The 13,895-nt window shown below is 59.2% G+C and carries 16 protein-coding genes; 7 read left to right on the forward strand and 9 right to left on the reverse strand.

Translation table 11 applies throughout. The annotated features are described in order from the left end of the window. Nucleotides 1-8: 8 nt before the first annotated feature. Nucleotides 9-1,283 carry a YihY family inner membrane protein gene (locus L0U79_RS16730; RefSeq protein WP_233843360.1) on the reverse strand — a complete coding sequence of 425 codons (1,275 nt, stop codon included), beginning with the start codon at nucleotides 1,281-1,283 and terminating at the stop codon, nucleotides 9-11. 52 nt (nucleotides 1,284-1,335) lie between these two features. Between L0U79_RS16730 and wrbA the strand changes: the two genes are divergently transcribed. From wrbA to L0U79_RS16750, 4 genes are all read left to right on the forward strand, one after another. Next, the gene (gene wrbA / locus L0U79_RS16735) at nucleotides 1,336-1,947 is read left to right on the forward strand and encodes an NAD(P)H:quinone oxidoreductase (RefSeq protein WP_233843361.1); all 612 of its coding nucleotides are present in this window, start codon (nucleotides 1,336-1,338) and stop codon (nucleotides 1,945-1,947) included. Next, entirely contained in the window at nucleotides 1,944-2,294 is a 351-nt protein-coding gene (locus L0U79_RS16740) for a DUF2069 domain-containing protein (protein ID WP_233843362.1), read from the forward strand. The genes wrbA and L0U79_RS16740 overlap by 4 nt, the downstream gene beginning before the upstream one ends. 58 nt (nucleotides 2,295-2,352) lie before the next feature. Next, nucleotides 2,353-3,996, forward strand: coding sequence for an acyl-CoA dehydrogenase family protein (locus tag L0U79_RS16745; protein ID WP_233843363.1), 1,644 nt, complete (start codon nucleotides 2,353-2,355; stop codon nucleotides 3,994-3,996). Nucleotides 3,997-4,058: 62 nt separating this feature from the next. Then, nucleotides 4,059-4,556: an asparaginase domain-containing protein gene (locus tag L0U79_RS16750; protein ID WP_233843364.1), complete on the forward strand. Its 498-nt coding sequence runs from the start codon at nucleotides 4,059-4,061 to the stop codon at nucleotides 4,554-4,556. Here L0U79_RS16750 and L0U79_RS16755 read toward each other — a convergent pair. From L0U79_RS16755 to sufT, 6 genes are all read right to left on the reverse strand, one after another. Continuing rightward, nucleotides 4,553-5,017, reverse strand: a complete 465-nt coding sequence (locus L0U79_RS16755; RefSeq protein ID WP_233843365.1) for a spore coat protein U domain-containing protein — start codon at nucleotides 5,015-5,017, stop codon at nucleotides 4,553-4,555. The two genes, L0U79_RS16750 and L0U79_RS16755, sit on opposite strands and share 4 nt — an antisense overlap. Before the next feature lie 153 nt (nucleotides 5,018-5,170). Further along, nucleotides 5,171-5,680 carry a spore coat U domain-containing protein gene (locus tag L0U79_RS16760; protein WP_345778455.1) on the reverse strand — a complete coding sequence of 170 codons (510 nt, stop codon included), beginning with the start codon at nucleotides 5,678-5,680 and terminating at the stop codon, nucleotides 5,171-5,173. Between the two features lie 37 nt (nucleotides 5,681-5,717). Further along, nucleotides 5,718-8,093 (reverse strand): fimbria/pilus outer membrane usher protein, encoded by a 2,376-nt coding sequence (locus L0U79_RS16765; RefSeq protein WP_233843367.1) that lies wholly within the window; start codon nucleotides 8,091-8,093, stop codon nucleotides 5,718-5,720. Between the two features lie 181 nt (nucleotides 8,094-8,274). Beyond that, nucleotides 8,275-9,006: a fimbria/pilus periplasmic chaperone gene (locus L0U79_RS16770; protein WP_233843368.1), complete on the reverse strand. Its 732-nt coding sequence runs from the start codon at nucleotides 9,004-9,006 to the stop codon at nucleotides 8,275-8,277. 18 nt (nucleotides 9,007-9,024) lie between these two features. Continuing rightward, nucleotides 9,025-9,492, reverse strand: a complete 468-nt coding sequence (locus tag L0U79_RS16775; protein ID WP_233843369.1) for a spore coat protein U domain-containing protein — start codon at nucleotides 9,490-9,492, stop codon at nucleotides 9,025-9,027. Between the two features lie 225 nt (nucleotides 9,493-9,717). Next, nucleotides 9,718-10,275 (reverse strand): putative Fe-S cluster assembly protein SufT, encoded by a 558-nt coding sequence (sufT, locus tag L0U79_RS16780; protein WP_233843370.1) that lies wholly within the window; start codon nucleotides 10,273-10,275, stop codon nucleotides 9,718-9,720. Nucleotides 10,276-10,503: 228 nt separating this feature from the next. Between sufT and L0U79_RS16785 the strand changes: the two genes are divergently transcribed. Continuing rightward, a complete protein-coding gene (locus L0U79_RS16785) occupies nucleotides 10,504-10,947 on the forward strand; it encodes a hypothetical protein (RefSeq protein ID WP_233843371.1) in 444 nt (147 codons plus the stop codon). Here the strand turns inward: L0U79_RS16785 and L0U79_RS16790 are convergent. Further along, nucleotides 10,944-12,419 (reverse strand): NAD(P)(+) transhydrogenase (Re/Si-specific) subunit beta, encoded by a 1,476-nt coding sequence (locus L0U79_RS16790; protein WP_233843372.1) that lies wholly within the window; start codon nucleotides 12,417-12,419, stop codon nucleotides 10,944-10,946. The genes L0U79_RS16785 and L0U79_RS16790 overlap by 4 nt on opposite strands. Then, nucleotides 12,419-12,727: an NAD(P) transhydrogenase subunit alpha gene (locus L0U79_RS16795; RefSeq protein ID WP_233843935.1), complete on the reverse strand. Its 309-nt coding sequence runs from the start codon at nucleotides 12,725-12,727 to the stop codon at nucleotides 12,419-12,421. Before L0U79_RS16795 ends, L0U79_RS16790 begins: the two co-directional genes overlap by 1 nt. Nucleotides 12,728-12,919: 192 nt before the next feature. Between L0U79_RS16795 and L0U79_RS16800 the strand changes: the two genes are divergently transcribed. Beyond that, a complete protein-coding gene (locus L0U79_RS16800; RefSeq protein ID WP_233843373.1) occupies nucleotides 12,920-13,507 on the forward strand; it encodes an RNA polymerase sigma factor in 588 nt (195 codons plus the stop codon). Further along, on the forward strand, nucleotides 13,504-13,893 hold the full coding sequence (locus L0U79_RS16805; RefSeq protein WP_233843374.1) for a DUF3619 family protein: 390 nt from the start codon (nucleotides 13,504-13,506) through the stop codon (nucleotides 13,891-13,893). The genes L0U79_RS16800 and L0U79_RS16805 overlap by 4 nt, the downstream gene beginning before the upstream one ends. Nucleotides 13,894-13,895 lie beyond the last annotated feature (2 nt).

The following is a 13,895-nucleotide window of genomic DNA, read 5'->3' on the forward strand; positions in this document are numbered from 1 at the left end:
TCCGATTCCTAAGTTTGTGACGATGGCCGGGTAGGTGCCGTTCCCGCCGAAAAAGGATAAACCTGATCAAGACGCGCGCCCAATGTGTCGTCGAGCGCTTCGGCGAGCCGCGTAAGTAGCGACAACAATTCGGTCGGCAACTTGATGCCAGCGGCCTCAGCCTGCTCGACCGGGCTCAGTGGCAATTGATAACCGGTGTGTTGATACACGATCAGCAAGTCGGTGCTATCCAGACTGCGGACCAGCGACCAGCTGCCGCCTTCGCTGCGATGGATCAGGCCCGATCGCACCAGGTCTTCGAAATAAATCGCGATGACATCGCTGCGCAAACTGGGCTCCGCTTCGCGAATCGCACCGAGATCGACGCATCGTCCCGCACGTTGCGCATCGACGAAATGGCGGAGCACCACCAGCAATCCAAGAAACTCCGATCCTTCCGGCATGACATCGCACGGCTTTTGGTATTCGAAAGCCGAAATGGATGCAGCCACCGACGCGCACAAAATCACGATCACCCAGGACAGATAAATCCACAGCAGGAGCAGCGGAATAATCGCCAGCGCTCCGTAGATCTGCTGGTAGTTCTGTGCGTTGCGGACGTAGTGGGTAAAGCCCCAACGGGCGAGCTCGAACAAAATGGCGCCAAGCAAGGCGCCGATGGCCGTGTGTTGCTTGTTGACGCGTCGATTCGGAATCGTGGTGTACATCAGCCACAGGGTGAGAAACGTCACCACAAACGGCATCGCCTTCAACAACTCTTGCCCGATGCCGAGCTCATCTCCCGCATTGCGCAACATGGGCACCGCCGCGACATACGATGTCACCGCAATACCACCCACCACCAGCACCGGCCCCAACGTGAGCGCCGCCCAATAAAGCAGCAATCGAGGACCCCATGGGCGATGCTGGCGTACCTGCCAGATGCGATTGAGCCGGTCTTCGATGCTATTCATCATCGACACGGCGCTGAACAGCATCACCAAAATACTGATGCCGGTCAGCTTGCGCGCATTGGATGCAAAATCGAGCAGCGCTTTCTGTACCGTCTCGCCGGCCGCGGGCACGAAATTGCTGAAGACGAAATTGATCAGCGTGTCGCGCGCTTCCTCGAACATGGGAAAGGCCGCGAACATCGCCAGCACCGCTACGGTGAGCGGCACCAGCGATACCAGCGTGGTATACGACAGCGCGCCCGACGTCTCGAAACACTTATCGTCGAGGAAGCGCTGCCAGAGGAAATGGCCGAAAGTCAGTGTGCGGTCGCGATCGAAACGCAGATTCATGACGTTGATGTACATCCCTGATGCCATCCGTACACTACCCCATCCCGTGTGAATGCCTCAAACCATGACCGACATCCTTGTCCTGTATTACAGCCGCACTGGCCACGTCGCCCAACTGGCCCGTTTGATTGCCCGTGGCGTGGAGGAAATCCCCGGCATGCGCGCGCGCCTTCGGCAGGTTCCGCCGGTTGCGCCGGTGACCGAGGTGGCTCATCCGCCGGAGCCTGAGGAAGGCGCGCCGTACGTGAGCAAGCAGGATCTGCACGAGTGCGTGGGACTGGCCCTGGGCAGCCCGACGCGTTTCGGCAACATGGCCGCGCCGTTGAAGCACTTTCTGGACACCACCGGCGCCGAATGGGCGAGCGGTGCGTTGGTGGGTAAGCCGGCCGCCGTGTTCACGGCGACGAGCACCATGCATGGCGGCCAGGAATCCACGTTGCTGAGCATGGCCTTGCCCCTGCTCCATCACGGCATGTTGGTGCTGGGCATCCCGTACACCGAGCCGGCGCTGAGCAACACCACCAGCGGCGGCACGCCTTACGGCGCAAGCCACGTGTCAGGCACCAAAGGCGAAAACGGCATCAGCGAACACGAACGCGAACTCGCTCGCGCACTCGGCCGCCGCCTGGCCGATACCGCGCGCAAACTTGCAGGCGCTATATGACTTCGAACACCGGCGTCACGCAGCGTATCGGCGTATCGGCCTGGATCGCGCTGATTCTGCTGCAATGCGCGTGGTATGCGTGGCTTTTTCCGCCGCAACATCTGCCGATGTGGCTGGCGCTGGTAATCGCCGTCGTGCCTTTGCTGCTCCCATTCCTGGCCATCGGCAATCTGCGACGCGCGCTGCTGTGGGTCGGCATGCTCAGTCTGTTCTATTTCTGCCATGGCATTGCCGAAAGCTGGAGCTCAGCGCAAGAACGTGTGCCCGCGTTGCTGGAAGTGTTGCTTACATTGTTGTTGATCGGCGCGCTCGGCGCCGGCGTTAAACGCAGACGACGTACAACCTGACAAAACACCACCACGTTCCTGCCTATACTGGCCGTAACCGCTCGCCGAGGTGATGGTCATGGGATTTCTGCAAGACGCCCCGCAACTCGCGCATCCCTATCGCAGCGACCGTCTGCTGATCGCCTTGCTCGATCGCATCTTTCCCTCCAAACGTCGCGCCGCGCTGGATTTCGATCTGGACGCGCTGGGCGATTACGCGCAAATGACGTGGGAGCGCAACAACCGTAGCGAACGGCGCAAACCGATCCTGACGCAGTGGGATGCATGGGGACGTCGCGTGGATCGGGTGGAATTGACGACCGCTTGGCGGGAAGGCCCACAGCTCACCACGCGTCACGCCATTCTTGCAGCCGGTCACGAAGTGCACGAGCACGCGCGATTAGAAGAATTCGCGCGTGCGTACGTTTATCACGTCGCCAGCGAGTTCTATACGTGCCCGCTCGCAATGACCGATGGCGCGGCCACCGCGTTAAAAGCATCAGGCAACAAAGCGCTGATCGATCGCGCCGTGCCGCATTTCATAAGCCGCGACGTCCATAAGTTCTGGCTCTCCGGTCAATGGATGACGGAAAACGCCGGCGGCTCCGATGTCGGTCAGACCGAGACCATCGCCAGGCAAGACGCCGACGGTCAATGGCGCTTGTATGGCCGCAAGTGGTTCAGTTCGGCGGTTATCGGCGAAGCGGCGTTGGCGTTGGCGCGCCCCGAAGGCGCCAAAGAAGGCGCCGGAACGCTTGCGCTGTTCTACGTCGAAACCATGAACGGCGAAGAACGCAAACCCGAGTTGATCATCGATCGTCTCAAAGACAAGCTGGGCACGCACGAATTGCCAACCGCCGAAATTCATCTCGACGGGCTGCCCGCATGGCCCATCGGCGAACTTGCGCACGGCGTACGGCACGTTGCGCCGATGCTCAATATCACGCGCACATGGAATGCGATCGGCGCCATTGCCAGCATGTCGCGCGCGATCAGCCTCGCGCGCGATTACGCGTCCCGACGTCGCGCATTTGGCAAATTGCTGATTGAGCAGCCGCTGCACGCGCAAACGCTCGCCGATATGCAGGCCGAATTCGAAGGGGCTTTCGCGCTGACCTTTGAAGTGGCGCACTTGCTTGGGCGTGTCGAACAAAATGCCGCCACGCTGCAGGAAGCTGCGTCATTGCGATTGCTCACGCCACTGGTGAAATTGTGGACCGGCAAGATGGCCGTGAATCTTTGCTCGGAAGCGCTGGAATGTTTCGGCGGCGCCGGCTATATCGAAAACACAGGGTTGCCTCAGCTGCTGCGCGATGCGCAGGTTTACGCCATCTGGGAAGGAACCACCAATGTGCTGTCGCTCGATAGCTTGCGCGCGCTGGCTGGCAACAACACCTTCGCGGCCTTCCGCAAAGTGATTGGCGGATGGCTGACCCAGGCCCACAACGAGCCGGCCAGCTTCGCCATCCATTCGGCGCTGGAGGCCACCGCCATGCATCTGGACACGGAAAAGGTCGAACGCAACGCCTTGGAGGCCGGCGCGCGCGGCATCGCCCTTACGCTGGCGCGCTGCGCGGCGGCGGCCTTGCTGGCGCGTCAGGCGGCTTGGTCGTCCACGCGCGGCGACGAACGCCCGGGCGCTGCCCTGCGCCGCTTTCTGGGCCACGGATTGCTGCGTCTTTCCGATATCGGCGGGGAGGACACCCGCCGGCTGCTGGAATAATTACCCACACCCCACGGCCAGTGCGGCTAAAATGCGCCTCCACCCTCCAGCCCAGCGCGATCATGCAGCATCTGACCATCGTTACGACCGGCGGCACCATCGACAAGATCTACTTCGATGACAAATCCGATTACAAGATCGGCGCTCCGCAAATCGGAGAGATTCTTGGTCAGCTCGGCGTCGCGTTCCAGTTCGACGTCATTCCGATTCTGCGCAAAGACAGCCTGCACGTCACCGCGGAAGATCGCGTACTGATTCGCTCCACGATCGAAGCGCAACCCAGCCGTTACGTACTGGTGACGCACGGCACCGACACCATGGTGGAAACCGCGAAGGAACTCGCCTCGATCAAGGGCAAGGTGATCGTGCTGACTGGCGCGCTGAATCCCGCGCGCTTCCAAGGTTCGGATGCGGTGTTCAACATTGGCTGTGCCGTCGCCGCCGTGCAGACGCTGCCCGACGGCGTGTATATCGCGATGAACGGTCGCGTGTGGAATCCGGCGAAGGTGCGCAAGAATCGCGATGCGAATCGATTCGAGGAAATCGGCGGCGGCGCTTAAGGATTGACGGTTACCGATACTTCATCGACATAGTCGCCTGGTGGCGCATCGCGTAACGCGCCCGCCGCCATTGAGACGTTGACGTACGCCGTAATCAAATTATCGGGACCTTGTCCCGTGTCGGACGTCGAACCGAAACTCACGACGGAGTAGGCGACTTCAGCGCTCCCGTTTATTTGTTTCATGTGGTGCGATCCACCGACCGCGCGATCAATACTTACGTTGAACGTGGTGCCCGAGCTGCACCAAAATTTCACCGTGCCGGTTTTTTGGATTGACTCGTTAGACGTTCCGGCCCTATGCACGCCGAAGTCGGCATCGGTCGGCGGCTGATCGGAGAAATCGCATCCTCCTTCGACAGTCACCATGACCTTTATCCCGGTCTCCTGAAAAGCAGAGGCACGACACGATAAAGCCAATGCCAGACATAGAGCGATGCATCGCACATGTTTCTGCTTCATAGAAAATACCCTCTTTATCGGACGCGGATGGTGCGCAACGACATGACGGGTGGTCTATCTGCTCAATCGCTTTGGGCCTACGCGTTTCGGCCGTGGGGCGATTGAAGGCAATCACGCTGGATAACGCTTGGTTCCGCTGGTGAAATGAGCGTGTCATTCGACATCGATGGTGACGATAACGGTATCGGAATATCGTCCCGGCGGTACGCTTTGATGCGCAAAGATCGTCGCGAATACGTCCAGCGTGGTGGATCCTGCTGAGACAGATCTGTTGATCGGCACGCTTTGCCCTTCGCCGTTTCCCCAAATTTGGCTGCGACCATAATCGGTATAAAGTTGGTAGCGCAACGTGGCGCCACCGCTCTCTTGGCGCAAGAGACGATATTGAAAATCAGCACTCTCCGGGCTCGGCGACGCACGTACAAGAACTCGGACGTCTTGCGTGCAGATCATGGTCATCCCCATGGAATCTCCAACATCGTTACTCTGCCCGGATCTATAACTCCGCAAATAGATATCGTTGGTCATGATGGTGCATTCCGCCGCGGCCGGAACAGGTTCGGTATGAGGCGGCAACGGGTGCGCCGACGGAGGCAAGGCATCGACAGGCTCTGCTGGCGGAGGCATCGTGAATTGAGCCCACGCGCGCGTACTGTCGAGCATCAACAGCACAGCCACCAAACCACAAAACCATAAGCGCTTATTCACAGGTCACCTGCCCTGCCTGCCAGATGGCAGGCTTCTGCTCAGGTACGTGGATCACGGCAACACATGCGGGTGACGCATCGGGCACGTCGATGCGATAGCTGCCGTGGGAAACGTTATCCAATTCGAAGAATCCGTCATTGCCGGTGCGGCTGTTCAATATCTGTCCGGTTGGCGTGGTGACCGTGATGAGGTAATTGTCTACAGCTCCGCCGCCGTTCGCCGACGAAAAATGCAGGTTTCCATTTACGGCGGAGATTCTCGGCAGATCGAACTTCACCAACACACCCGCGCCATCGGCGGGCACAACATCGACCTTGGGTGAAAGCAGATCGACGTCCGGCGGTAAATCGTCGTCGCGCACCGACAACGTCGTAACGCCATAAGGCGCAACTTCCGGCACCAGCAAAGTGCCGTTACGCCCCGTCGTGCCGATAAGTTGTCCTGCACGATAGATGCCCACGCCTGGATAACCGGCATCGACAACCGCAAAAGCGCTATTGATTTCCGGCGTTAGATAGACATGGCCGCCCATCACAGCTATTGCGCCGCTAACGGCGACATGCGTCGCTTGTTGCACGAATTGTCCATCATCCAGATCGCGCACACCCACATCGGCTTGCATCCAACGACTCAGCCACGTGCCACTCACATCTTTGTCATTGATGGGGCCTTGCCAACTGTCGTAGAGCCGGTAGCCAAAACCACCTTCGGTGGGGGGATAAGAATTGGCTTCGATGTACCGCTGCGGCGAAGTGTTGGTTACATCGCGATAGCCAGCGATCACGGTCGTCTGGGAGCCGAGCGGATAGTAAACAGATGCGAAAATGCCGCGCAGACGCGTGCCGGCTCCACGCGTGTAGAGGCCGCTTACGTTGAATTGCCCGCGCCAAGGTAGCCGCAACGACCACGACAACGACTCGCTGGTCACCACGCTCTGGTCGAAGCGATAGAGTCTGCCCACATTGGCAGACAGCAACCCAAACGATCCAAGCTGCTGCGAAATACCCAGAGAATAGCGATCACGTGCGCGCAAGTCGGGCAGCACAGGCTGCTCGCCGTTGTCCTCGGGTAGGGTCAACGTACTGTCGAAATCCTTTTGTGCGTGCCGCCATTGGAATTGCAATTGCGTGCCGCGCCAGACACCTTGGTAATTGAATTCGTGCGCATAACGGCGCATGTGATGGTATTGACGCTGCGCACTCATCAACGTCATGGTGCCCATCGGCCCCAAGCCGAATGTCATCAGCGGCGAAAGACGACGATCACCTTGGATATAGCTATCGTTGGTGCCAATGGTCCACCCATCGGTCATACCGTAGAGATACGCAATGCTGGCTGCTTTGCCGCTATATCCACCGCTGCCGAAACCTGCGCGTGGCGAACCCGCGCTGATGTCGAAGGTGTCGTATCCGGCCTTCAGCAGTTCGTTGGAAAAGTAGTAGGGGATCGCGTACGTATGCTGATTGCCGGCCGCATCCGTCACCAGGACACTGATATTGCGCAGGCCGCCATAACCTTGCAGGTTCTGCAAGTTGAACGGACCGGGGCCGATTTGCGTGGATCCGATCATGACGCCATCCATGTAAATCTGAACTTGCGAAGGCGATTGGGCGATACCGGACATGCTGGCCGTCGGGTTGGTGACTTGTCCGGGCTGCAGTGCGTAGCTGCGCTGCAACGTGAGGCCCGCCAGGGAAAAACTGGTCCCCAGATCACCCGTGCTTGGCGTGTAATCGCCGATCAACAGCCGCAAGGCTTGGTTGGGCCAATCGTGATAAGCGACGGTATCGAATCGAGTGTTTTGAAATCCAGACGGTGTGCTGGTTAACACCTGTTCGTCGAAGATCGACCACCCGAAAAGACGAAGATGAGGCGACAAGAACATTTGTTGAAACGTTCTGGCTTGGGATTCTGTACGGTCGTAACGGTAATCCAAAAATCCGGACCAGGTCGGCTCGGGCGTCAAGGTATGAATCACCGCTCGAGACAGATTGACCTCGCCACCCTTCAACCTGTCGCCAGGCACAACGACATGGATGGCGAGCTCGTTGAAATCGATGTCGATCTTGGCGCCTTGAATGCGTTGCGGATCGAAATAATCTTTGCCGTGGAAGTGGTCCAAGGTCGGCGTGGTCACCAATCCGATCGCATTAAGCATGGACGCAGGCAATAAGGCATGTTCGCCGTCGGTCAACCCATCTTCTTCTGTGGGCGCACCGTGATTGACATCGACCACCCATGTCACGTCGCTCAACGGGGCCTGCATACGATCCACGGTTTGTGCGCTGGCCGCATGGATCGCCAGCAACCAACCCACGCCCCACCAGCGCCAGTCCGCAGCGATGCGGATGATCGGGCATTTGCGCACGCAGCCTCTCCCCGACCAATTGTATTGATCAACCACCCATCGAGAAGCTGACGCGCTCCCTACGTATGCACGCCGCGCCATCCTGGCGCTTGTCGCCTCCGACCCTCGTAGGACGCACGCTCCTACATGCGCCCTACTTTCACTTCACTCACGCCGCGTCACCCGAATCACGCAGTCGCCATCAACCTGCTTTACAAGCGCCGCTAGGTATAGAGATAGGCAGATCGACGGGTTTGCCTTGATCCGTTTTGATGTGCAACTTAGCTTGCGCTTGATTGCACACGCTGCCGGAAACAGGCAGTGAAAACACATGCGATGCGCCGGGCAACACGTACCACTCATCCAAGGCGGCGCCTTGAATGCCGGCGGGGTCGGATGCAATGGATGTCAGATGCGCGTGCGCCGTGCCTTGGTTGATAAGTCGCACTTTGACAATTCCGGCGCCGCCGCCTTCCACGCTGGCGCTGAGTTGCGAACTTGCTTTGGGCTTATGAACAAAAAGCGGCACGCCGAATCTTTCTCGTAGTTCGATATTTTCACCGGCCTCATGAGTCAGTACAGGTAACTCCGTGATATAGAGCCGATACGCTTTTTCGGTATCCGGAAGGTCGCTCTTACCCGATGTGGTTACGCGAATGACGCGCTTGCCCTTGCCTGCCAACGTGAACTTAGCGGGATAGAACGTCAAGTCGCTCGTATCGCTGTAAACATCCTTGCCGTCGGCCTGCGTCCAGGCTTTGGCTTGCACTTCTAAGTCGACGGGTGTGTCGCCGGGATTAGTCACTTCCACCGTGGTGGAACGATTACCGGCCAAATCCAACCGCAGCGGTGATACGCCAAATCCAGCCGCTCCCGCAGTCCCGGCCACCAATATGCTGATCAGGCCCGTCGCAAGACGCTTGTTCGCAATCATCACGTGACTCCTTTGGGATCAGAGATCGGCAGTAACCGTTACGACGTCTTCGTATTCTCCAGGTGGTGCGTTTTTCATCGCGTTTGCGGCGACGGTGAAATCGACATCCACGTGAATCAGCGTGTTTCCGGTGCCGGTACCCGATTTCGGAGTGTGGTCCAGGGTGTAATCGATATAGTCGTTCGTTCCCTGATGCTTCATGCGCCGTGTGCTGCCACTTGAGTTCTGCCCGTCATCCACCACGACGGTAAAAGGGATGTCCTGCGAACACCAAAAATTCGCTTTTCCTGTCTCTTTTTTTTGAGGGTGATCCATCCCAGAGGTGTGCTCACCGAAGTGCGCGTGAGTGGGTTCTAGCACGTCATAACCGCACCCACCATTTAGCTTCACACCCACTTTCAATTGCTGCCCCTGAAAACTGAAAGCAGCACAAGGAAGCGTAAGAGCCAGACTCAAAACCATGCATTGCACAGGCTTCTGTTTCATACGAAATACCCCTTCTCTAGAAACGGATATCGCGCAGCTTGTCTGATGAGCGGCATTTTGTTGCCGCTGATTTCACCGTATACGCCGTTCTTGTTGAAAGTTCTACTAAACGCGCGCGGGCGATTTCCCGGCGTGTATATAACGAATAGAAAATCGAAAACGAAAAGCCAATGCCGCTGTCAGCGCTTTATAAAAAGCTGTCATAGCTGCTTTCGTTGTTGCGAATCAGAGCATGCCCGTTTCGAGCTTCGCCGCGTCGGACATCATCGAGTGATTCCACGGCGGATCGAACACCAGATCCACATCCGCTTCGGCAACAGTGGGAATCAATTCCAGTTTGGTGCGCGCATCGTCGATCAACACATCGCCCATGCCGCAACCTGGCGCTGTCAGCGTCATCTTGACGTACACCTTGCGCTGATCGGGTGCGGTGGTTTCCAAACTTACGTCGTAGACGAGACCGAGTTCGACCACGTTGATGGGAATTTCCGGATCGAACACGGTGCGCAATTGCTGCCACACCAGTTGCTCGACATCCGCATCAGTGGCGTCGGCGGGCAACTCCAACGGCGGCGGCGGTTCTTTGCCAAGTGCATCAGCGTCGTTGCCCGCTACGCGAAACAGGTTGCCTTCCACATACACCGTAAAACTGCCGCCAAGCGCCTGCGTGATGTAACCGACCTGTCCGGCCGGCAGCACCACGCTCTCGCCCTGCGGCACCATCACCGCATTGCAGTCCCGTTCCAGGGTGAAAGGTTCGCTGCTTAGACTGAAACCGCTCATGCCATCTCATCGATCATTGGGGGAAAGCCGTCAGGCGGCTTTCCGGCCCTCTATTATGCCGGCCGCTCGTGGGGCCTGTCCCCCACATCAGGTTGAATCGGTCGAATCTCAAGGGAGGTCGGCAGTCATGCTAGGGAGAGCGGCCCCTGCCACGCTAAGATGCCCGCTTTGTTTTACCCGGCAGGACACCTAAGTGAGCATTTTCCACTTCCATGGCGGCAACCGCCCATGACCGTACGCCAGATCATCGGCGAAGGCTTCGCGCTGGGGTGTGCCTTGATGTTGGGTTTGGCGGCTGGCGCGATCTGGCTTGTTCCAACCGTGTTTCTGCATCGACCGCTGCCGTGGCTGGCAGTACCGGCAGGCTGGCTGCTGGCGAAAGCCATGCGCAAATGGGTGCACACCAGGAAATGGAATGCGGCGGTGCTCGCGGCGCTCGCCGTGGTCGTTGCGAGTGTCTACATCCGCGTGTTGATCACCACAGTCAACATCGCGGCGATGTTGGGTTACGGATTGATCGACGCCCTGCGCACCGCCGGTGCGTCGATGCTGCTGGATCTCGCGCGTTTCGGCGTCAGCAAGCAGGACGTGGTGTGGGGCGTGATTGGGATCGTCGTCGCGATGGTGACGGCGTTGCGTTCGCCCACCGCGACGATGCGTAAACCCAATTAGCCGTCTAGCGTCTTGAGCTCCGACACGAGCTGGCCGGCTGCCGCCTGACCATCGCCGTAAAGCATTCGCGTGTTATCCGCATAAAACAGCGCGTTTTCGATACCCGCAAAGCCAGTGCCTTTGCCGCGCTTGACCACGATCACTTGCTTGGCGTCGGCGACGTCGAGAATCGGCATGCCGTAGATCGGCGACGTCGGATCGGTTTTGGCCATGGGATTGACCACATCGTTCGCACCGATCACCAAGGCAACATCGGTGACAGGGAATTCGGGATTGATGTCTTCCATGTCGACAATCAAGTCGTACGGCACGCCCGCTTCGGCGAGCAACACATTCATGTGACCCGGCATGCGACCCGCAACAGGATGAATGGCAAATTTCACCTTCACGCCGCGCGATAGCAGCAGCTGCGCGAACTCCCACACTTTGTGCTGCGCTTGCGCGACGGCCATGCCATAGCCCGGCACGATCACCACGCGCTCGGCGTAAGCCATCATCACCGCTGCGTCGGCTGCTTCGATGGGCTTCTGACTGCCGCCAATCTCCTGCGCCGTGCCACCTGCCGCAGCGCCAAAGTTGCCAAACAGCACATTGCCGATGGAGCGGTTCATCGCTTTCGCCATCAATTGCGTCAGCAACGTACCGGCGGCGCCCACCACCATGCCGGCGATGATCATCGCTTCGTTCTGCAGTACGAAGCCTTCGAACGCCACCGCCAAACCGGTGAAAGCGTTATAGAGCGAAATAACAACGGGCATATCGGCGCCGCCGATCGGCAGCGTCATCAACAAGCCAAATAACAGCGCGAGTGCGAAGAAGGCGCAGATCAAGGGAATTGTCAGATGCCCCATCGCGAGAGCGATGCCGATCAGCACCGTTGCCGCCAGCACCAACAGGTTCACCACTTGCTGACCTGGGAAAACAAAGCGCCGATCGAGCCAGCCCTGCAATTTCGCAAATGCGATCAACGAGCCGGAGAAGCTGACCGATCCGATCAACGCGCCGAGCACGCCCAAGGCGAGCGCGATGGGAGTGAGCGGCTCAACCACCGCGGCGCCGTGTAAGGCCGACCAACTTTCCGGCATCAGCGGAAAGGTGTTGGGCGCCGTGATGGCACCCATGATCGCAATATTTTGCGCATGCCCGACCAGTTCCGCAGCGCCGATAGCCGCCGCAGCGCCGCCGCCCATGCCGTTATAGAGAGCCACCATCTGCGGCATGGCCGTCATCGCCACCCGTCGGCCGGACCACCAAGCCGCTGAAACGCCGATCAGCACGGCCGCAAGAATCAGCCCGCGATGATGCATATCGGGCAGGAACAACGTGGCGACCACCGCCAGCAGCATGCCGAACCCGGCCCACACGATGCCGCCGCGCGCCGTGCGGGGCGAGCTCATGCGCTTCAAACCGAGGATAAATAAGAGAGCGGCTATGAAATACGAAGCGTCGATCAACGTCTGTAGCCAGGCCATCACTTGGCCTCCCCGCGGCCCTGACCGGGCTTGCTGGACTTGAACATCTCCAGCATCCGCTCGGTCACGACGTAACCGCCGGCGGCGTTGCCGGCACCTAACAGTACGCCGACGAAGCCAATCGCAATTTCAAACGAAGTTTGCGCATGACCTAGCGCAATCATGGCTCCAACCAGCACAATGCCGTGTATGAAATTGGAGCCCGACATCAAGGGCGTGTGCAGGATCACCGGCACCCGCGCGATGATTTCATACCCCGTGAACGCAGCCAGCATAAAGATGTAAAGCGCCAGGAACCCATCCAGCATGTGCTTCCCCCGCCAATTGGTCACATTCACCGCATCATACGGTGAGTGCGATGCTGCGATCCACGCCGCCTTACTGTGCGTGGAATGCGGGGGCGCCTGTCAGTCAACCCACGCTAGCCCCGCGCGTTGATGTCGAGAGTCGAACAGATGGAGCCCCGGAATGCTCGCCCTGACGATGCGGAGAACGGCGCCATGAATGGCGTCTCAGCCGTTTTCGAGGCGGAACTTCTTGCGCCTGATGGTCAAGCCGTCCCTGCGACCCTGGATGCGTTCCTGGCGAGCATGGAGCGGCGCGCCTTCCGCATGGCGGAGCTGCACCTGGGTAACCGGGAAGACGCGTTGGATGCCGTGCAGGACGCGATGCTCCGCTTGGTGAAGCATTACCGCACCAAGCCGGCGCAGGAATGGACGCCGCTGTTCTGGGGCATTTTGCGCCGGCGCATCGTGGATCTGCAGCGCCGACGCAAGGTGCGTTCGATCGTGATCGGCTGGCTCGGCGGCGGGCACGATGACGACGGAGACGAATTGCCGGCATGGGAACCGGCCGATAACGGCCCAGACCCGTTGGAAAAGCTTCATGGCGAACAGTCCTATGCGGATATGGCCGCGGCGGTGAAAAAGCTTCCGCAGCGTCAACGCGAAGCCTTCATGCTGCGCGTTCTGGAAGGACTGGATGTCGCGGAAACCGCCACCGCGATGGGGTGTTCGGAAGGCAGCGTAAAAACTCATCTCTCGCGGGCAATGCAACACTTGCGAGAGCACTTGGAGGCGTGGCGATGAACTCGTCCGACAAACAATTCGAACAGCGCGCCCGCGCGCTTTACCAAGAGGCGACGCAACGCATCGATCCGGTTACCGCCGGTCGTCTGCGCGCCGCCCGTCGCACGGCGCTCGAAGCGGCCTCTGCGCATGCGTCGCCGCATCATCGCGCGCGCGTGCTGGTGCCGGCGGGTGCGCTGGCCGCCATCGCGTTGGCCGCGCTTATGATCTGGCAACCGCTTCCGCATTCGCAGCCCGAGCACAACCCGCAAGCCGCCGTCGCGAGCGAGCAGCAAGATAGCGAATATCTGCCGCCCGAAGCGGACAAGACCGATCCCGGCCTGGTCCAGAATCTCGACTTTTACAGTTGGCTTGCCGCCAATGACAGTAGCCAAACCAAACGCTGATC

Source organism: Dyella sp. 2HG41-7, assembly GCF_021390675.1.
In the GTDB taxonomy this organism is placed as follows: Bacteria; Pseudomonadota; Gammaproteobacteria; order Xanthomonadales; family Rhodanobacteraceae; genus Dyella_B.